The 18,468-nt window shown below is 61.2% G+C and carries 16 protein-coding genes; 6 read left to right on the top strand and 10 right to left on the bottom strand.

Features of this window, described 5'->3' with window-relative positions; all coding sequences use genetic code 11:
• The first annotated feature begins 54 nt into the window (after nucleotides 1-54).
• The 5 genes from R0J92_RS15285 to R0J92_RS15265 all read left to right on the top strand — a co-directional run bounded on the left by R0J92_RS15285 (nucleotide 55) and on the right by R0J92_RS15265 (nucleotide 5,027).
• Nucleotides 55-1,098, top strand: a complete 1,044-nt coding sequence (locus R0J92_RS15285; RefSeq protein WP_411052272.1) for a DctP family TRAP transporter solute-binding subunit — start codon at nucleotides 55-57, stop codon at nucleotides 1,096-1,098.
• Between the two features lie 67 nt (nucleotides 1,099-1,165).
• Complete coding sequence (locus R0J92_RS15280; protein WP_411052271.1) at nucleotides 1,166-2,632, top strand: M81 family metallopeptidase; 1,467 nt, start codon at nucleotides 1,166-1,168, stop codon at nucleotides 2,630-2,632.
• On the top strand, nucleotides 2,632-3,687 hold the full coding sequence (locus R0J92_RS15275; RefSeq protein WP_411052270.1) for a D-TA family PLP-dependent enzyme: 1,056 nt from the start codon (nucleotides 2,632-2,634) through the stop codon (nucleotides 3,685-3,687). The genes R0J92_RS15280 and R0J92_RS15275 overlap by 1 nt, the downstream gene beginning before the upstream one ends.
• Nucleotides 3,684-4,610 carry a sugar kinase gene (locus tag R0J92_RS15270; RefSeq protein WP_411052269.1) on the top strand — a complete coding sequence of 309 codons (927 nt, stop codon included), beginning with the start codon at nucleotides 3,684-3,686 and terminating at the stop codon, nucleotides 4,608-4,610. Before R0J92_RS15275 ends, R0J92_RS15270 begins: the two co-directional genes overlap by 4 nt.
• 27 nt (nucleotides 4,611-4,637) lie before the next feature.
• A complete protein-coding gene (locus R0J92_RS15265; RefSeq protein ID WP_106164902.1) occupies nucleotides 4,638-5,027 on the top strand; it encodes a RidA family protein in 390 nt (129 codons plus the stop codon).
• Between the two features lie 112 nt (nucleotides 5,028-5,139).
• On the opposite strand, the gene R0J92_RS15260 is transcribed toward R0J92_RS15265, so the two are convergent.
• Both R0J92_RS15260 and R0J92_RS15255 read right to left on the bottom strand, forming a co-directional pair.
• Complete coding sequence (locus tag R0J92_RS15260; RefSeq protein ID WP_411052268.1) at nucleotides 5,140-5,985, bottom strand: flagellin; 846 nt, start codon at nucleotides 5,983-5,985, stop codon at nucleotides 5,140-5,142.
• Nucleotides 5,986-6,686: 701 nt separating this feature from the next.
• Nucleotides 6,687-8,732 (bottom strand): FAD-dependent oxidoreductase, encoded by a 2,046-nt coding sequence (locus R0J92_RS15255; RefSeq protein WP_411052267.1) that lies wholly within the window; start codon nucleotides 8,730-8,732, stop codon nucleotides 6,687-6,689.
• 93 nt (nucleotides 8,733-8,825) lie between these two features.
• Between R0J92_RS15255 and R0J92_RS15250 the strand changes: the two genes are divergently transcribed.
• The gene (locus R0J92_RS15250; protein ID WP_411052266.1) at nucleotides 8,826-9,446 is read left to right on the top strand and encodes a TetR/AcrR family transcriptional regulator; all 621 of its coding nucleotides are present in this window, start codon (nucleotides 8,826-8,828) and stop codon (nucleotides 9,444-9,446) included.
• Here R0J92_RS15250 and R0J92_RS15245 read toward each other — a convergent pair.
• The 8 genes from R0J92_RS15245 to R0J92_RS15210 all read right to left on the bottom strand — a co-directional run bounded on the left by R0J92_RS15245 (nucleotide 9,443) and on the right by R0J92_RS15210 (nucleotide 18,461).
• Nucleotides 9,443-10,234, bottom strand: coding sequence for a pyrroline-5-carboxylate reductase family protein (locus R0J92_RS15245; RefSeq protein ID WP_411052265.1), 792 nt, complete (start codon nucleotides 10,232-10,234; stop codon nucleotides 9,443-9,445). The two genes, R0J92_RS15250 and R0J92_RS15245, sit on opposite strands and share 4 nt — an antisense overlap.
• Nucleotides 10,235-10,258: 24 nt before the next feature.
• Nucleotides 10,259-11,224 carry an ABC transporter ATP-binding protein gene (locus R0J92_RS15240; RefSeq protein ID WP_106164897.1) on the bottom strand — a complete coding sequence of 322 codons (966 nt, stop codon included), beginning with the start codon at nucleotides 11,222-11,224 and terminating at the stop codon, nucleotides 10,259-10,261.
• Nucleotides 11,224-12,198, bottom strand: a complete 975-nt coding sequence (locus R0J92_RS15235; RefSeq protein WP_411052264.1) for an ABC transporter ATP-binding protein — start codon at nucleotides 12,196-12,198, stop codon at nucleotides 11,224-11,226. The genes R0J92_RS15240 and R0J92_RS15235 overlap by 1 nt, the downstream gene beginning before the upstream one ends.
• On the bottom strand, nucleotides 12,198-13,139 hold the full coding sequence (locus tag R0J92_RS15230) for an ABC transporter permease (protein ID WP_411052263.1): 942 nt from the start codon (nucleotides 13,137-13,139) through the stop codon (nucleotides 12,198-12,200). Before R0J92_RS15230 ends, R0J92_RS15235 begins: the two co-directional genes overlap by 1 nt.
• Entirely contained in the window at nucleotides 13,139-14,119 is a 981-nt protein-coding gene (locus tag R0J92_RS15225) for an ABC transporter permease (protein ID WP_106164894.1), read from the bottom strand. Before R0J92_RS15225 ends, R0J92_RS15230 begins: the two co-directional genes overlap by 1 nt.
• A 63-nt stretch (nucleotides 14,120-14,182) precedes the next feature.
• Nucleotides 14,183-15,760: an ABC transporter substrate-binding protein gene (locus R0J92_RS15220; protein WP_411052262.1), complete on the bottom strand. Its 1,578-nt coding sequence runs from the start codon at nucleotides 15,758-15,760 to the stop codon at nucleotides 14,183-14,185.
• Nucleotides 15,761-15,865: 105 nt separating this feature from the next.
• Complete coding sequence (locus R0J92_RS15215; RefSeq protein WP_106164893.1) at nucleotides 15,866-17,446, bottom strand: ABC transporter substrate-binding protein; 1,581 nt, start codon at nucleotides 17,444-17,446, stop codon at nucleotides 15,866-15,868.
• A 400-nt stretch (nucleotides 17,447-17,846) separates the two neighbouring features.
• Nucleotides 17,847-18,461, bottom strand: a complete 615-nt coding sequence (locus R0J92_RS15210; RefSeq protein WP_411052261.1) for a hypothetical protein — start codon at nucleotides 18,459-18,461, stop codon at nucleotides 17,847-17,849.
• Between the last annotated feature and the right edge of the window lie 7 nt (nucleotides 18,462-18,468).

Genomic DNA, 18,468 nt, shown 5'->3' with positions numbered 1-18,468 from the left:
CGGGGGCCCAACCAACCACCAAAAAAAAACCAATCCAACAGTGAGGAAAATCAAATGAAAACAGTACTGAAAACGGCTGCCGTCGGTGCATTGGCCGCCCTGACCGCAAGCTCCGCGATGGCCGGTGGCACCATCCGCTTTGGTCATGACAACAAGACCGACCCGTTTGAAAACCCGGCCCATGCCTGCACGGCCGTGTTCCAGAACATCGTGACCGCCGACACCAATGGCAGCGTCACGGTCGAGGTTTTTGGCTCCAACCAGCTTGGCACCGCCGCAGAGCATGTGCAGCAGGTGCGCGATGGCGTGATCCAGGCGACGCTGACCTCCACCGGCGCGCTGGCCAGCTATTACCCGCGCATCGACGTGCTGAACCTGCCGTTTGCCTTCGCCAACAACGCCTCCACGTATTCCGTCTTTGACGGCGAGTTCGGCGAAACATTGGCGGCCGACATCGAAGATGCGCTGGGTGACGTTGTGGTGCTGGGCTTTCCCGACACCGGCGGGTTCTTTGCCGTCACCAACTCTCAGCGCCAGATCGCAAACCTTGAGGATTTCGACGGCATCCGCATCCGCACCATGACCTTGCCGAGCCATCAGAAGATCGTGCAGGCGCTGGGGGCCGAGGCCTATCCGCTCAGCTGGGGTGAGGTTTATTCCGGTCTGCAGACCGGCGTGATCGACGGTCAGATGAACCCGGTGCCGATCATCTCCTTTGCGAATTTCGCCGAGGTGCAAAAGCACATGACGCTGACCAATCACCTGTTCTCGCCCTACACCTTCATGGTCAACAAGGCCTTCTACGATGATCTGACCGAAGCGGAGCAGAACACCCTGCACACCGCCGCCGAAAGCTGCGTCACCGCCAGCCGCGGTCTGTCGCGCATCATCGAGGCCTCTGATCGCGGTCTTGCCGGCCTGATGGACAAGATCGAAGTGACCGCCCTGTCCGCAGAGCAACGCGCCGCGATGGCCGGTGCCACCCAGCCCGCGTTTGAGGCCCATGTCGCCGAGAACCTCGACGCCAAGGCGGGCGAGTTGCTGACGCTCTTCAAATCCGAAGTCGGGAAGGCCAACGACGCCTCTTACCTCGACTAACGGTCCCCGTCCGGGGCGCGGGTTTTGACGCGCGCGCCCCGGAACCCAAATTTCAAGGATATGCCCCATGCGCGTTTTCTGCGCTTCTCTTGCCACCGAAACCAACACCTTCTCGCCGCTGCGCACCGATTTCTCTGATTTTGCGCAGAGCTTTTACGCGCCGCCGGGAGAACACCCGGACACCCCAACACTATGTTCGGCGGTATTTCCGGCCTTGCGGCGGCGAGCGAAGGACGAAGGTTTCACCCTGATCGAGGGCACCGCCACATGGGCGGAACCCGGCGGGCTGGTGAGCGCGGCAACCTGGGAGCATCTTCGCGATGAAGTCCTGAGCCAGTTGAAGGCCGCCCTGCCCGTCGATGCGGTGGTATTGGGCCTGCATGGCGCGATGATCGCGGATGGCTGCGTCGATTGCGAAGGCGAACTGATCGCGTCCGCCCGCGCATTGGCGGGACCGGGTGCCAAGATCGGCGTGAGCTTTGATCCGCACAGCCACCTGAGCGCCAAACGCGTCGAGAACGCCGATATTATTACCGTATTCAAAGAATTCCCCCACACCGATTTTGTCGAGGCGGGCGAGGCCTGCGTCGACCTGACCCTGCGCGCTGCACGGGGTGAGATCGCGCCGCGGATCTCTGTTTTCGACGTGCGCATGATGGATGTTCTGCCCACCAGCATTCAGCCGATGCGCGGTTTTGTGGACAAGATCATGAGCTTGGAAGAGCAGGGCGACATCCTGTCGGGCTCTGTCATCCATGGCTTCATGGCCGGCGACAGTCCTGACCTGGGCGCAAAAGTTGTTGTCATTACTGATAATGACGCAGCACGCGGCGATCAGCTTGCACGTGATCTGGGGATGGAGCTTTTTGGCTTTCGTGGGCGCACCAAACCGGACTTTCTGCCCCCCGCCGAGGCGCTTCGGCGTGCGGATGCGAGTGACAGGACGCCCGTGGTGGTGGCGGATGTCTGGGACAATCCCGGCGGCGGGGTCGCTGGCGACTCCACGATCCTGCTGCAGGAAGCCCTGAACCAGAACCTTGGCGGTGTGGCGTTGGGGACCATCTGGGATCCGATGGCGGTGCGCCTGTGTTTTGCCGCTGGTGAAGGCGCTGAATTGGACTTGCGGTTTGGCGGCAAGACCTCCGCCCACGCGGGCGCGCCGATTGATGCCAAGGTCACCGTCACGCGGCTGCAACGCGACGCGGTACAAAGCTTCGGCACCTCGGTGGTTCCCCTCGGTGACTGCGCGGTGATCCGTATCGGGGATCTGGACATCGTGCTGAACACCAATCGCAGCCAGACGTTTTCGCCGGATCTCTTCACCAATCTCGGCATCGACATCGCGAAAAAGCGCATCGTGATCGTGAAATCCACCAACCACTTTCACGGGGCCTTTGCGCCGGTCGCCGGAGAGATCCTCTACGCGGCCGTTGATGGCCCTTATCCAAACAATCCGGTCCATACGGACTACACGCACCTGACCCGTGCGCTCTGGCCGCGTGTCGATGCGCCACATGCAGAGGAGTGCGCCTGATGAACCTGCCCCTGGACACCCCCGCCGTTCTGGTCGATCTGGATATTGCCGAGGCCAATGTCCGCGCTTTCCAGAGCTATTGCGACAGCCACGGACTGCAGCTTCGCCCGCATATCAAAACGCACAAACTGCCGCGTCTGGCAAAGTTTCAGGTGCAGCAGGGCGCGATCGGCATCACCTGCCAGAAGATCACCGAAGCAGAAGCCATGGTTGCAAATGGCGATATCCAAAATGTCCTGCTGACGTACAACATCCTTGGTCGTGAAAAAGTCGCGCGACTGCGCGCCCTGTCAGATCGCGTCCGTCTGTCGGTCGTCGCGGACAACATAACCGTGGCGCAGGGATTGAGCGACGGTTTTGCCGATGCGGCAACGCCCCTGCCAGTGTTGGTGGAATGCAATACCGGCGCGGATCGGTGTGGTGTGGCCACCCCGGCGGCGGCGGCGGCATTGGCGCAAGCGATCGAGGATTTGCCAGGCCTGCAGTTTGCCGGGCTGATGACCTACCCGCCTGCGGGCGCCGCAACTGCCGTGACAACATGGCTCGCGGAAGCCAAGGACCTGATCGAGACCACGGACCTGACCGTAGATGTGATTTCCTCTGGCGGTTCCCCCGACATGTGGCGCGCGCATGAAATGCCGATGGCAACTGAATACCGGATCGGAACCTATATCTATAACGACCGCTCCCTGGTGACACGTGGCACATGCCAATGGTCCGATTGTGCGCTGACGGTGCTGGCCACGGTGGTGTCGACGCCGACTGAAACCCGCGCAGTGATCGACGCGGGATCAAAGGTACTAACCTCGGACCTCCTCGGGCTGGACGGTTTTGGTCATGTGCTTGGGCACCCAGCTCTGACAATCGACCAGCTGAGCGAGGAGCATGGACGCATCGTCAGCGATGCCCCCACCGGGCTTTCTGTCGGCGACCGAGTGCGGATCGTGCCAAACCATGCCTGCGTCGTCGCCAACATGCTCGAGCATGTCACGTTGCTGCGCGGAGACAAGATCTTGGGTCCAGAACCCGTTGCTGCAAGAGGGCAGGTCTGGTGAGCGCGGCGCAGATCCTCTGCCTCGGCGAACCGCTGGTCGAGTTCAATCAAACACCCGAGGGTCAGTTCGCCATGGGGGTTGGCGGCGATGTGTCCAACGTGGCGATCTCTGCGTCGCGACACGGGGCCAATGCAGGGCTGATCACGCGTGTCGGCACTGATCCCTTCGGCGCGGCACTATGCGGCCTCTGGGCCGACGAAGGTGTCTCCTCCGCCAATGTCACCCAGGCGCAAGGCGAGGAAACCGGCGTCTATTTTGTGACCCATGACACGGATGGCCACCATTTCACCTACCGCCGCACAGGTTCAGCCGCGAGCCGCCTTGCAACTGATGACTTGCCTCTGGACGCCTTGCAGTCTTGCCCGATGTTTTACGCCTCCGGTATCAGCCTCGCAGTCTCTGACAGCATGCGGGCCGCTGTTGTCGCGGCTGCAGAGACCACACGAGCGGCAGATGGCGTGTTCGCCTTCGACCCCAACCTGCGCGTTGCGCTTTGGCCGCTAGAGGTTGCACGGGAGGTGACCCACAGCGTGATGGTCGCCTGTGACATCGCACTTCCCGGTCTGGATGATGCGCGACAACTGACCGGGCTGCAGCCCCCGGAGGAGATTGTCAGGTTTTACCACGACCTCGGCCCCCGCATCGTGGCGCTGACACTGGGCGCAGACGGGGTGCTGATCTCTGTCGACGGCGACATGCGTACCCTTCCGGGGCATCGCGTCGACGCCAAGGACGCCACTGGGGCCGGAGACTGTTTCAACGGCGCATTCTTGGCAAGCCTGCTGGACACGCAAGACCCGTTTGCAGCCGCAGAACACGCGAATATGGCGGCGGCGATTTCGACAACTGGTTACGGCGCAGTAGCTCCCATTCCAACCCTTTCCCACACACGCAGCGCGCTGAACGCTGCGTGGCAAAGTTAACCTTTCCAACTACTCAGGAGATATCCCATGACCATAGAACGTATCGGCGCAGAGCGCACCGGCGCAGGTGGACAGAACCTGCCGTTTTCCCCCGCAACCCGCGCAGGTGATTTCGTGTTCATTTCCGGCCAGGTTGCCATGAAAGAAAGCGGCGAAATCGAGCCCGGCGGCATCGAGGCACAGACCAAACGCACCATGGAAAATGTAATCGCGGTATTGGCCAAAGCAGGTTGTACCTTGGACGACGTGGCCAAGGTCAACGTCTGGCTGGATGATCCGCGCGATTTCTGGACGTTCAACCGCGTCTATGCGAGCTATTTTCCAAACGGTGCCCCGTCCCGCTCGACTGTCCGTTCGCAACTGATGGTCGATGCGAAGATCGAAATCGACGTCACAGCCTACAAACCACTGGGCTGATCTGACCGATGGCAGAGGTGATCGAAGCCTGATCTCAAGTGCGACGGTCAAAACGAAAAACAGGGACGCAAATTGCGCCCCTGTTTTGCGATATTCAGTAGGGTTCAGGCTGTTACTGGAACAGCTGCAACAGAGCCTGCGGCGCCTGGTTGGCGATGCCAAGCGACTGAACCGCCAGTTCCTGCTGAGTCTGTAGCGCCGAAAGTCGGGCGGAGGCTTCTTCCATGTTGGTGTCCGTCATCGTGGAAACACCAAGCGTCATCGAATCCACCAGGTCAGTGACGAAAAGCTGCTGATCGGCGATTCGTGCGGATGCCGCCCCCAGTTCAGCCGCACCGGAAATTGCGGTTTGCAGGTAGGTTTCGATTTCGGACAGCGCCGAGGCCGCTGTGGCGGTATCGGTGATGGATGTAAGGCTTGTGGCAAGGTTCAGGCTTGATTCGAAGCCCTGAGCGGAAATCGTAATATCCACTGAAGTCACGGTCCCGCCTGCGCCGACACGGTCAAGGGATGCCAGAATACCCATCTCGGTTGCGGTGCCGTCAATGGTGTTAGCCAGCAGGTTTGCGCCGTTGAACTGAGCTGCTGAAATAATCGACTCGATCTGATCAACTTTGGAATCAATGTCTGTCTGGATCTTGTCGTGGCTGACGTTTTCCGCCTGAGCCGACACGATCAGCTCTTTGATCTCAACCAGCTTCTCAACGATCTGCTCCGCACCGGCAGAGGCAACAGCAACCGTCGCATCACCCATCGCCAGGCCTTCCTCGATCGCTTCGAAGCTGGCAATATCCGATTCCATCGTCTTGGAAATCGCCCAAACCGCAGCGTTATCTTTTGCGGTACCGATTTCCTTACCGGTGGAAATTCCGTTCTGAGTTTCGGTGAGGTTCATGTTCACAGACTGCAGCGTCTGCAGGGCGACCATAGCACCATTGTTTGTCAAAATGCTGGACATAGCATGAGTTCCTTTGAGCAAGGAGCACTTTGGCCCCGATATATTCCCTTGCCCCGTTATGGGGTTTCTCTCTCGTCTTTCTGAACGTGCGGGGCACTTCGGCCACCACAACCAACTCAATAAGATGCAAGCCAACTTTTGCCGTGAGGATGCTAATGAAGAGCTAAAATGTCCGTGTATATTTATAAAATGCGAGTCAAATTGAGGCCTTCGCGGCCGTAAATCGTCGGGTTTCCGTGTTCGCCGTGACGCCTTTCGAGGCCGGTGCCATGCCTCCTCAAGTTGATTAAAACTGACAAAGCACTCTTAGAATTACCAGAATCGCCTCGCGCCTGTTGAGCGCCTTCGGCATTGAGTTCACAGAGCGCCCCGCTGGATGCAGGCTGCCGACAGCTCTGATGTGGCTTGCCATTCTGATCGCGAAGCCATTCGGCACAAATTGGCGCAAATGTTTCGCCTAGTTTTCAGAGAAATGGGCACATCAATTGATTGACCGACACATCTTTATGAAGCGGCAACACGATACCGAAGCAGGGTTCTCCCGTTTCATCCGCGCAAATAGAATCGTCAGACCGAGACCTTTGGGAGTACCGCGTCCCCGACTCACACCGCGCGCGAAGTATCCGCGCGGGCGAAACGGCAGCCTCAAAGCGTTCACGACATATCTGTCAGATGTGTGGAACCCAACCTTCGTGCGTCCGTCAGAGGTCTTTCACCAAACGGAGGGCGTCATAGATCGCCGCATGTGTGTTGCGGGCAGAAACTGCGTCGCCGATGCGGAACAGCTGGAAGCTGCCATCCGGGTGACGCTCCAGCTGCTGTGCCCTCCCGGCGATCAGCGCGTCGTGGTCCACCGCGCCGCCATTGCGGCTGTGGGGGCGCAACGCGTGATACAGATCGTCATTGGGCAATGTGCCGTAGTTCACCACCACCTGATCGTAGCTCTGCTCCGTGCTGTGATCGCTGTAGTCCGTGCCGATGGTGGCCCGCAACTCATTGCCCTGACGCTGCACATCCAGCAGGCGGCGGGTGACAGTGAACGTCACATCCTTGTCCTGCAGCGCACGCATGTAAGGCACCAGATTCATCGCCATGATGTCAGGCGCAAAGGTCCGATCAGGGGTCATGACTTCGACCTGAGCCCCCGCCGCAGCCGCCACTTCTGCGGCCTGCAATCCGGGGTGGTCGCCGCTTTCGTCGTAGATCAGCACGCGGCCCGCCGGTTTCACGTCCCCCGCGATCAGATCCCAAGCGCTGACCACATGCGCGGCCTCCTGTCCTGTCTCAAACAGTTCCAGATTGGGCAGGCCTCCGGTGGCGATGATAATCACATCCGGTTTTTCCGCCAGCACATCCTCTTCCTCAGCCCAGGTATTAAAGTGGAATTGGACGTCCCGCGCCGCACATTGCGCCATGCGCCAGTCGATGATGGAGATCATCTCGCGGCGGCGCGGAGATTGCGCGGTCAGGCGAATTTGACCACCGGGATCGGGCTGCGCCTCAAAGACCACGACCTTATGACCGCGCTCGGAGGCCACGCGCGCGGCCTCCAACCCCGCGGGGCCTGCCCCCACGATCACCACTTTCTTTGATGCCTCGGCAGGTGTGATCTCGTGCGGCATCGTCAGCTCGCGTCCGGTTGCGGCGTTGTGAATGCACAGCGCATCGCCCGCCTGATAGATCCGGTCCAGACAATAGGTGGCCCCCACACAAGGGCGGATGTCGTCCTCGCGCCCCTCGCGGATTTTTTTCACCACATGCGGGTCGGCCATATGTGCCCGCGTCATCCCCACCATATCCAACAGCCCCGCCTGCACCGCGTGGCGCGCGGTGGCGACATCCGGGATGCGCGCTGCGTGAAACACCGGCAGGTCCGTTTCCTGTTTGACCCGGCCTGTAAAATCCAGATGCGGCGCGGATTTCATACCTTGTACCGGGATCACATCGGTCATCGCCGGATCGGTATGGATGCGCCCTCGGATCACATTGAGGAAATCCACCTGCCCCGTCGCGCTCAGGATGCGGGTGATGTCCAGCCCTTCCTCTGTGGTGATGCCGCCCTTTTGCACCTCATCCGCTGTGAACCGCATACCAACAATGAACTCGTCCCCCACCCGCTTGCGAATGGCCGAGAGCACATCCATCGGGAACCGCAAACGGTTCTCCAAAGTATCCGCACCATAAGGGCCGCTCAGATCATTGGTCAGCGGCGACCAGAACTGGTCAATCAAATGGCCATAGGCCTGCAACTCGATCCCATCCATACCCCCGGCTTTCATACGTTCGGCGGCATCGGCGAAATCCGTGATGATGCGCTCGATGTCCCAATCTTCGACTAGCTTGGGAAAGGCCCGGTGCGCCGGTTCGCGGTACCGAGACGAGGACACCGACGGCAGCCAGTCTCCTTTGTTCCACCCCGTGCGTCGGCCCAGATGCGTGAGCTGGATCATCACCGCGCAGCCGTGTTCATGGCAGCCTTCGGTCAGGTCGGTGATCCACGGCACCACCTCGTCCTTGTAGGCGAGGATATTGTTGAACACCGGCGGGCTGTCCTTGGAAACCGCTGCAGACCCCGCCGTCATCGCCAGTGCTACTCCGGCCTTTGCGCGCTCCGCATGATAGGCGCGGTAGCGTGCCTTGGGCATGCCATCCTCCGGGTAGGCCGGTTCATGACTGGTGGTCATGATACGGTTGCGAAGGGTCAGATGCTTCAGCTGAAAGGGCTGCAAAAGCGGATCGTGTGACATGGCGCTGCCTCATGGAATCAGGTGACTTGACACAAGTGTAAAGTGAGCCTGCATCGCAATTGACACTTGTGTCAATTATTTTAAAGTGCGCTCATGTCCAAACCCACCTCCCCTCGCCCGCGTGGCTCGCGCGACCTCTGGCTCGATGCTGCGCTTGATCTCTTGGTCTCAAGTGGGATCGACGCGGTGAAGATCATGCCGCTGGCGCGCGCCGTGGATCAAACGCGCACGGGGTTTTACTGGTATTTCAAGGATCTCGGCGCGCTGCACGACGCCATGGTTGAGACATGGGAGGCCCGCAATACTGGCCAGATACAGGCCCGCTGCGAGGCCCCGGCGGGGACCATCAACACAGCCCTGTTCAACCTGATGGACTGCTGGCTCAACCCGACCCTGTTTGATGCCCGCCTAGATCTGGCGATCCGCAACTGGGCGCGCAACGACGCCACACTGGCGGCGCGGCTTGATGCGGCGGATAATGCCCGCATCGCCGCCGTGCACGACATGTTCCTGCGCTTTGGCTACAGCAGGGAACAGGCCGACGTCAGAAGCCTTACGGTCATCTACACGCAGGTAGGCTATCTCTCGATGGAGGTCGAAGAGGACCCTGTCGCGCGCCTAAACCGCGTACCACATTACGTGGAGATGTTTTCAGGCCAGCCCCCGACACAGGCAGAAATCGCTGAGTTCATGGCGCGCCATACGTCGGGCTAGCCAATGGTACGGCAGCGGGCGACGGCGGCGTCCAGCCCTTTTTCTAGCTCTGCGCCAATGTCTGATGCCCGCAGCACCTCCAGCCCCGCAGCAGTGGTGCCAGCGTAGTCGATCATTTCCTGCACATGATCGGTCGGGCGGGCACCGCCTGTCGCCATCATCTGCCCGGCACCGAGGAACAACTGCCGCACCGCCTTGTCGGCGACCTCGGGCGGCAGGCCCTTGGCCTCGGCGTAATCCGCCATCACTTCGGCGAAATAGGCGACAAACCCCGGCACCGGCCCGGTCATCGCGGTGAAAACGTCCAGATGCGCCTCCTGCGTGATCCGGTCCGTGCTGCCGCAGGCCTCAAACATTGCCGTGGCAAAGGCCCGATCCGCATCCGACGTGGCCTCTGTCGCAACCCAAGGCGAATAGGCAAGCTGCTCCGCCGCCGCCGGGCTGCTCATGGCGCGAATGACCCGCGTCGCCCCGCTCAATTCGGAAATCCGGTTGATCGTGATCCCCGCCATGACGGAGATCACCAGCTTGTCTCTGAGGTCCAGCGACAGCGTGCCCATCGCCGCAGGTGGCACGCACAATAGCACCACGTCCGAGGCCACAATCAGGGCTGCCGTGTCCGTGGTGATGTTCAGCCCCGGATGATCGGAGAACCCGTCAAGCTGCCCGGACCGCGACGCCACCCAGATTCGATCCCCGGCGACCATCTGCGCCTGCACAACCGCGCGCAGGATCGCACTGCCCAGCATGCCCGTCCCTCCGATGATACCGAATGTCTGGTCTGCCATGGCACTGCGCTCCTGTTATCTGTGTCAGCCCTCCGCCATGTGACAGGCGACCCGGGTTGTGCCGATCCTGCGCATCTCGGGGCGTTCTTGTCGACAGATGTCACCCGCCAGCGGGCAGCGCGGGTGAAAGGCGCAGCCGGGCGGTGGGTTGATCGGGTCGGGGATTTCACCTTCGGGCGGGGCCACCTCGCGGCCAAACCCATCCATACGCGGAGCGGCCTCCAGCAGCATCTGCGTATAGGGGTGTTTGGGGCGCTCAAACAGCTCGTCCGGCGCGCCCTCCTCAACCAGCCGCCCGAGGTAGAGCACCCCGATCCGGTCGGCCATATGCTGCACCACCGTCAGATCGTGGGTGATCAGCACATAGGTCAGGCCAAAGTTGTCCTTGAGGTCACTCATCAGGTTCAGCACCTGCGACTGCACCGACACATCCAGCGCCGATGTGGGCTCGTCGCAGACGATCAGACGCGGCTCGGAGGCCAGCGCGCGGGCAATACAGATCCGCTGCCGCTGCCCGCCGGAGAACTCATGCGGGAACTTTCCCGCGTCCTTTACCGACAGACCCACCTGTTCCAGCAGGCGTTCGGCCAGCCCGTCGGTCTTACCACCACGCGCCGCCACGGGTTCGACGATGATGTCACGCACCCGCCAGCGCGGGTTGAGCGAGGCGTAGGGATCCTGAAAAATCATCTGGATGTCAGAGCGGATCGCATCGACCTTTGCGGCGTCTTTCTCGTTCGCCAGATCAACGCCTTCGATCTCCACATTGCCCTCAGAAGGGTTGAGCAACCCAACCAGCATCCGGCCAATGGTGGATTTGCCAGACCCGGATTCGCCAACGAGCGCATAGGTGGTTTGCGGCTCGACCTCGAAATCCACCTCTGACACAGCGGTCAGAAAGGCCTTGGGTTCGCGTTCGATTACCCGATTCAGCCAGGGTTTGGAGACGTCGAACACACGGCTCAGGTTCTTGACGGAGACAAGCGCCATCAGGAGGCCTCCTCATGTTGGAGCGGGAACCAGCAGGCGGCGGCATTGCCGTCCACCGTAGGGGCGGGGGCCTGGCGGCATTTGTCGGCCACGCGCGGGCAGCGAGGGTTGAAAGCACAGCCATCGGGCACCGCATCGAGACGCGGCATGGCGCCGGGGATCTGGTGCAGGCGAGACTTCCCGCGCGACGCCAGCGGCGTCGAGGCCATCAACCCATGCGTATAGGGGTGCTCCGGCGCGGTGATCACATCGCGCACAGGGCCAAGCTCGGCCAGCCGCCCGGCATACATCACCGCCACACGGTCGGCGGCCTCGGCAATCACGCCCATATCATGAGTAATCAGCATCACCGCGGTGCCACGCTCGCGGCAGAGCCGTTTCAACAGCGCGATAATCTGCGCCTGTACGGACACATCAAGCGCGGTCGTCGGCTCATCGGCGATCACCAGCGACGGCTCTGCACAGAGCGCCAGCGCGATGACAACCCGTTGACGCATACCGCCCGAGAACTCATGCGGGTAGCTGTTCACACGTTTGGCGGCACCGGGAATGCCGACCTCTTCGAGGGCGGCCACGGCGCGCTTCTCGGCCTCGGATTTGCTGATCGGCAAATGGGTCAGCATGGTTTCCACCAGCTGGTCGCCAATCCGCAAAAGCGGATTGAGCGAGGTCAGCGGGTCCTGAAAGACCATGCCGATTTCCTTGCCGCGCAGACGCCGCATGGCGTCGCCCTTCAGGGTGTCGATGCGTTTGCCGTTGAGCCAGATTTCACCGGCCGACACATGCGCCGGCGGGCTGAGCAGGCCGATGACGGCATTGCCCGCCATCGACTTGCCGGCACCACTTTCGCCGACGATGCCGAGGATCTCGCCTCCGGCGATGTCATAGGTGACCCCATCGACCGGTTTCAGGATGCCGTGGCGGGTTGGGATTTCCACAGACAGATTGCGGATGGACAGAACTGGTTCGGCCATTAGCGAAGCCTCGGATTCAGGGCGTCACGCAGCCAGTCGCCCAGCAGGTTGACGCTGAGCGCCAGCGCCAGAAGCGTGATCGCGGGGAAAAGAAGGATCCACCACTCGCCGGAGAACAGGAATCCCTGCCCGATGCGAATGAGCGTACCAAGAGACGGCTGGGTCGGTGGTGCGCCCACCCCGAGGAACGACAGCGTCGCCTCGGCAATGATCGCCAGCGCCAGCGAGATCGTCGCGATGACCAAGACAGGCGACAGCACGTTGGGCAGGATATGCCGCAGCATGATCGCACCCGAGCGTCGCCCGATCAGCCGGGCGGCCTCGACGTATTCCTTGTTCTTCTCGACAAGGGTCGCGCCACGCACCACGCGGGCAAACTGCACCCAGTCCGACAAGCCGATCGCAAGGATCAGCACCCAGATTGCCATCTGATCGCGGTACTCTACCGGGGTGATGCCCTTGGCGACGCCAAAGATCAGCATTGCTACCAGGATCGACGGAAAGGTCAGCTGCACGTCCGCGACGCGCATGATGATGGTTTCGACCCAGCCCCCAAGGTAGCCGGACAGCAGGCCCAGCGTGATGCCAAGCACCATGGCGAACAGGACAGCCGCCACGCCCACGAACAGCGAGACCCGCATGCCGTAGAGGATGGTGGAGAACACATCACGGCCCTGATCATCGGTGCCCAGCAAGAAGGTCTCGCCGGTGAAGTCATTGGGGGCCAGCGGCGGCGTGAACCCGTTCATCAGGTTCAGGGAGGCCGGATCAAACGGGTTGGTCGGCGCGATCAGCGGCGCGAAAAGCGACGCCAGCACCATGACCAACACCACAACGGTGGAGACCACCGCCACGGGGGAATGGGTAAAGGTATAAAACAGGTCGCTGTCGAGCGCGGTGCGCAGACGCGACTTTTGCGGCGGGATGGTTGTCTCGGACATTAGTGGCCTCCCTTGCGATCAACGCGCAGTCGCGGATCGATGAAGAAATAGAGGATATCGACGATCAGGTTGATGCCCACGAACATGACGGAGATCAGCATCAGATAGGCAGCCATGACGGGGATATCGACGAACTGGATCGCGTTGATGAACAGCAGGCCGACACCGGGCCACTGGAACACCGTCTCGGTGATGATGGCGAATGCGATGATCGCGCCGACCTGCAGGCCGATCACGGTGATCACCGGCACCATGGTGTTCTTCAGTGCGTGACGGAAATGGACCGCCCGGTTGCGCAAGCCCCGCGCGCGGGCAAAGCGGATGTAATCCTGCCGCAGCACCTCTAGCATCTCGGAGCGCACCAGCCGCATGATCAGCGTCATCTGATAAAGCCCCAGCGTGATCGACGGCAGGATCAGCGCCTTGAGCCCGCTTGCGGTCAGGAACCCGGTGGTCCATGCGCCGAGATCCACCACTTCGCCGCGTCCAAAACTGGGCAGCCAGCCCAACTCGACCGAGAACAGGTAGATCAGCAGGATGCCGATCAGGAAGGTCGGCAGCGAGACCCCGATCAGCGAGACCGACATGATGATATTTGCCGCAATGCCCTTTCGTCGGATCGCGGTGAAGACCCCCAACGCGATGCCGAACAATACCGCGAGGATGCCGGAGACCGCCGCCAGTTCCAGCGTTGCTGGCGCGCGTTCCATCAGGATGTCGATCACCGGGCGACCTTGACGGTAGCTGACGCCAAAATTGCCCTGAACTGCGTTCTCTAGGAAGCGGTAGTATTGCACCACGAAAGGCTGATCGAGGCCCAGCTGCTCACGCAGCCGTTCGATGTCGTCTGCCGTGCGCTCCTGCCCCAGCATGTTGTCGATCGGATCCCCGACAAAGCGGAACATCGCAAAGGCCACAAGCCCGACGATAAGAAGGACCAGCGCGGATTGGGCCACGCGCCGGATGATGTAAGCGAGCATATCTGTGCTCTCCTGTGGGTGGATGATGGGGGCCGTGGCCCCCGTCTGCCTGATTGAGCGGCGTTAGTTAACGGAGACCCAGCGCAGGATAAAGAAGTTATCCGGCCTTTGGGTCAGGGTGACGTTGCTGCCGGTGCCCCAGACCAGCGGTTGTACATAGAGCGGCACATAAGCGGCCTCGTCCTGCAAGGTCTGTGCGACCTCATCGAGCATTGCCTGACGGGTCGGCTCGTCAATTTCGGACTGGATCTGCGGGAGCAGCTCATCGACGCGCGCATTGGAATAGCCGCCAAAGTTCCACGACCCCAGCTTCTTTTCCTCATTCGGAGTGGCGCCGAGGAAGCGGATCGGATGTTCCGCATCAAAGGTGCCCGGCGACCAGCCAAGAAGATACATGTCGTAATTATCGGCCCGCAGCTCCGGCCAGTAGTTCTGCACCGGCATCGCATCCAGCGTCGCGGTCAGCCCCACCTGCGCCAGCATTGCGGTAACGGCCTGACAGACGGCCTCGTCATTGAGGTAACGGTTGTTGGGGCATTTGAAACCGAAAGAAAAGCCATCGGGGTATCCTGCCTCGGACAGCAGAGCCTTGGCGGCCTCAGGATCATATGCGGGCGCATCCTCCAGTGCGTCGGAATAGCCCCGCATGGCGCCACTCACCAGTTGGTTCACCGGTTCGGCATTGCCACGCATGATGGTGCGCAGGATTGCCGGCACGTTGATGGCATGGGCCACGGCCTTGCGCACGCGGACATCTGCGAAAGGGTTGCCTTCGGTCTCGGCCGAGAACTTCAGCGCGTCGGCCTCATGCGGGAACCCCAGCATGATCACCCGCGCCTCGATGCCCTGCACCACCTTCACATCCGGGTTGCCCTGCAGGCGCTGGACGTCCTGAATGGGCACAGGGTTGATCATATCCACATCGCCGGACAACAGCGCCGCCAGCGCGGTGGCCGGGTTCTGAATCGGCGTCATCTCGGCGCGGGTAATGTTATGCTCTGCCTCGCCCCACCAGCCCTCGAACGGTTCCAGCACCGTGCGCAGGCCGGGTTCACGCGTGGTCATGCGAAACGCTCCGGTGCCATTAGTGTGAAGCGTGGCGTGGTTGCCGCTCTCCTTGTCGGGGCGGGCGGCAGCATTGGCCTCGGCCCAGCCGCTGTCCATGATCATCCAGTTGGCAATGCTGTCGGGAAAGATCGGGTTAGGCGAATGGGTCAGGACATCAACGGTGTAGTCGTCCACCTGCAACATTTCCGAAACAGGCGCGAACCAACTGGCGGTATCCGCCTCGGGGCTTGATGCGCGCTGATAGGAGAAGATCACATCGTCAGCAGTGAAGGCGCTGCCATCCTGGAATGTCACACCTTCGCGCAGGTGAAACCGCCAGCCTTCGCCCGCGCCGATCGGCTCCCAACTGGTGGCCAGCGCAGGTTCGATACTCATATCCTTGCCGCGCCGCACGAGGCCTTCGTAGACATTGTTTAGAAAGCCCAGAACTGGCGTGGAATTGACCGCATGCGGGTCCATTGTCTGTGGGTCGGTGGTCACCGCCCAAGAGAATTCCTCGGCCTGAGCGGTGGGCACAAGGGCGGCAGGAACAAGAGCCGCCGCACAGGCAGCCGCAGTGAAAAAGCGGAACATCGTGGATCCTTTCCCGTCAATGCGCGTGTCGCCGGAGTGCGTGCTGCGCCCCGGCGACCCTGGCAAGTCAGCAACGCGCCACATTCAGGCGCGCTGCGATGAAGATCAGTTCATCTTGAAGTATTTGACCTTCGGCTGATCTTCGGGATCGACCGCGATATCGACCTTCTCGGACATACCCCAGTTCAGCACCTGGTGGTGGATCGGGATGTAGAGCTGCTCATCCTGAACCACCCGCCAGATATCGGCGATGTCCTGGTTGCGCGCGTCCAGATCGGTGTTGGAAGCCAGCGATTTGATCTTCGCGTCCAGCTCGTCATTGTCGTAGCCGGTGCCATTCCAGGTGCCGATGTCGCCTTCACGACCATGCACGAGGAAGTTGAAGACATACTCGGAGTCATAGGTCGGCACACCCCAACCGAGCATATAGAAGTCGGTCTTGCCGTCGGTGATCAGCGGGAAGTGCTGCGCCTTGGGCTTGGCATCGAGGTTCACCGTGATGCCAATCTGACCCAGCATGCCCACGGCGGCCTGACAGATCGGCTCGTCGTTGACATAGCGATCATTGGGGCAGTCCAGACGGATCGAGAACCCGTCGGCGTAACCGGCCTCTTCCATCAGCGCCTTGGCACCTTCGATGTCGGTGGTGGATTCCGCGTCCATCTCTTCGGTCCAACCGTTCACGAACGGCGGTGCGATCATGCCGGCAGGCTGGGACTGGCCCCGCATCACGACCTTCTGGATCGCATCGCGGTTGATCGCCATCGACATCGCCTTGCGCACGCGCACGTCCGCCAGCGGGTTCTTACCGTCGATATTGTCGGCCTCGATGTCATCGGCGCCCATGTTGAGACCGAAGAAGATCACCCGGTTCTGCGGCGCTTGACGCACCATCAGGCCATCGGCGTTGCTGACGCGGTCCAGATCCTGAACCGGCATGTCCTGCAGGAAATCAACTTCGCCGGACAGCATTGCGGCAACGCGGGTCGCGGCGTTCTGAATCGGGGTATAGACGATCTCGGTCACTTCCAGCGGGAACTGGCCAATGCCCCAGTAGTCTTCGTTCAGCGTCATCACCGTTTTGACGTCCGGCTCGCGGCTTTCCAGCACATAGGGGCCGGTGCCGTTGGCGTTGGTGGTGGCATAGGTGATCTCGCCGCCCTCAAAGTCCTGCACATTCACGGTGTTGTTGGCCTCGGTCCAGCCCTTATCCATGATGAACAGGTTGGTGAGGTTGGACGGCAGGATCGGGTTCGGACCATCGGTGACGATCTCAACGGTCAAATCATCGACTGCGCGCACTTCGGTGATGGAGCCGATCAGCTCCTTCATGTCGGAGTTTTCCTGCTTGGCGCGATTGAAGGAGAACACCACATCCTCGGCGGTAAAATCAGCGCCGTCATGGAAGGTGACGCCTTCGCGCAGCTTGAACACCCAAACGTTTGGATCGCCTTCCTTGGGCGCCCATTCGGTCGCCAGCGCAGGCTCAAACGCGCCGGTCACGTCGCGGATGATCAGCGGTTCGTACATCTGGTGGCGAATGGTGTGCGTCGGGCCTTCGTTCTGGGCGTGCGGGTCAAGCGTCAGCGCATCGCCGGAGCGCGCCCAGCGCAGGGTTTCGGCGCTCAGCGGCGCTGCCGTCGCCAAGAGAAGCGATGTGAGTGTCAGTACTGTTGTGGTCTTCATAAGACCTCCCCTAGTCTTTTTTTCATTTGCTTTTCGATCTGAACAGCTCGCAAACCGTCAGACCCATGCGGCGCAGTTTTGGCGAACACCTGAGCTTTGACAAGCCTGTGCAGGCGGATTGGATAAAATATATTCTCTCAATGCCGATCTGGGAGCCGTCAAGGCGGAAAGGCACGCCTTCGCCCTGTCGTCGGGTCATCCGCGCCCGCGATACCCCGGACCGACAGGGCAAGTTTGACAAGCGAAAGCCGCGCAGCCCATGCCCCGCAATTCGCGCGCCACTGAGTGGCACCTGAGGCAGAAATGACTTGGCAGATCGGAGAAAGCGCTCGGTGTCGCAGCGCCGCCGGGAGAGATTCGCTTCAGATATCTCAGAGGTATCTACTGGGTGCACGTGGCGTCAGTCTGTTGGGCAGGGCTGACCCGCAGCGCCCCAAAGCGCCATATCCTCGACATGCTCTTCCAGCGTGCGGGGCGCGGGGTCTCGGTCTCCGCCGGGCGACCAGCCCCAGGCCACCGGCCCGTTGAGGCTGGCGTCATGTTCCAGATGCTCCACCAAGCCGCGCCAATCACGTCCGCCGTTGCGCTCAGGGTCCTTGAGCTGCGCACAGATCTCAGTGCGGGGTTTTCCGAACCACTCGAACTCCACCGGTGCTAGCTGCCACGCAATACCAAAACGCGGCGCGGCGTGTGGTGCGGTGTCAAAATCATCTGAGGTCACATGGCAGGTCTGACAGGGCAGGAACTCCGCCCCGATACGGCTTTCACCGGCATTGATGTGCATCCCATGCGGGCGCGCTTCACCGTAACTTGGCCCGGACCACATCGGGATATTGTCCTCGCCCACGTGGCAATTGGCGCATCTGGGATGGGTCACCACCTCATAGATGCGCTCAAACGCCGCCTGCCCGTCTGCGCGACTGATGCTGCCCTCTTCCGGCAGGGACAGCGCACCTTCGGCAAGGGCTGCGCCCGCGATAGAAACCGCGGCAAGGATGACAACGCTCTTTTGCATGTCTCGG

This window comes from Tritonibacter sp. SIMBA_163, assembly GCF_046535935.1.
In the GTDB taxonomy this organism is placed as follows: Bacteria; Pseudomonadota; Alphaproteobacteria; order Rhodobacterales; family Rhodobacteraceae; genus Epibacterium; species Epibacterium scottomollicae.
This window is presented reverse-complemented; position numbering and strand designations above follow the sequence as displayed.

What these genes read in the sequence shown, in the direction of transcription:
- R0J92_RS15285 (WP_411052272.1), top strand. Translation starts at nt 55, where the DNA reads ATGAAAACAGTACTGAAAACGGCTGCCGTCGGTGCATTGGCCGCCCTG.
- R0J92_RS15280 (WP_411052271.1), top strand. Translation starts at nt 1,166, where the DNA reads ATGCGCGTTTTCTGCGCTTCTCTTGCCACCGAAACCAACACCTTCTCG.
- R0J92_RS15275 (WP_411052270.1), top strand. Translation starts at nt 2,632, where the DNA reads ATGAACCTGCCCCTGGACACCCCCGCCGTTCTGGTCGATCTGGATATT.
- R0J92_RS15265 (WP_106164902.1), top strand. Translation starts at nt 4,638, where the DNA reads ATGACCATAGAACGTATCGGCGCAGAGCGCACCGGCGCAGGTGGACAG.
- R0J92_RS15260 (WP_411052268.1), bottom strand. Translation starts at nt 5,985, where the DNA reads ATGTCCAGCATTTTGACAAACAATGGTGCTATGGTCGCCCTGCAGACG.
- R0J92_RS15255 (WP_411052267.1), bottom strand. Translation starts at nt 8,732, where the DNA reads ATGTCACACGATCCGCTTTTGCAGCCCTTTCAGCTGAAGCATCTGACC.
- R0J92_RS15250 (WP_411052266.1), top strand. Translation starts at nt 8,826, where the DNA reads ATGTCCAAACCCACCTCCCCTCGCCCGCGTGGCTCGCGCGACCTCTGG.
- R0J92_RS15245 (WP_411052265.1), bottom strand. Translation starts at nt 10,234, where the DNA reads ATGGCAGACCAGACATTCGGTATCATCGGAGGGACGGGCATGCTGGGC.
- R0J92_RS15240 (WP_106164897.1), bottom strand. Translation starts at nt 11,224, where the DNA reads ATGGCGCTTGTCTCCGTCAAGAACCTGAGCCGTGTGTTCGACGTCTCC.
- R0J92_RS15235 (WP_411052264.1), bottom strand. Translation starts at nt 12,198, where the DNA reads ATGGCCGAACCAGTTCTGTCCATCCGCAATCTGTCTGTGGAAATCCCA.
- R0J92_RS15230 (WP_411052263.1), bottom strand. Translation starts at nt 13,139, where the DNA reads ATGTCCGAGACAACCATCCCGCCGCAAAAGTCGCGTCTGCGCACCGCG.
- R0J92_RS15225 (WP_106164894.1), bottom strand. Translation starts at nt 14,119, where the DNA reads ATGCTCGCTTACATCATCCGGCGCGTGGCCCAATCCGCGCTGGTCCTT.
- R0J92_RS15220 (WP_411052262.1), bottom strand. Translation starts at nt 15,760, where the DNA reads ATGTTCCGCTTTTTCACTGCGGCTGCCTGTGCGGCGGCTCTTGTTCCT.
- R0J92_RS15215 (WP_106164893.1), bottom strand. Translation starts at nt 17,446, where the DNA reads ATGAAGACCACAACAGTACTGACACTCACATCGCTTCTCTTGGCGACG.
- R0J92_RS15210 (WP_411052261.1), bottom strand. Translation starts at nt 18,461, where the DNA reads ATGCAAAAGAGCGTTGTCATCCTTGCCGCGGTTTCTATCGCGGGCGCA.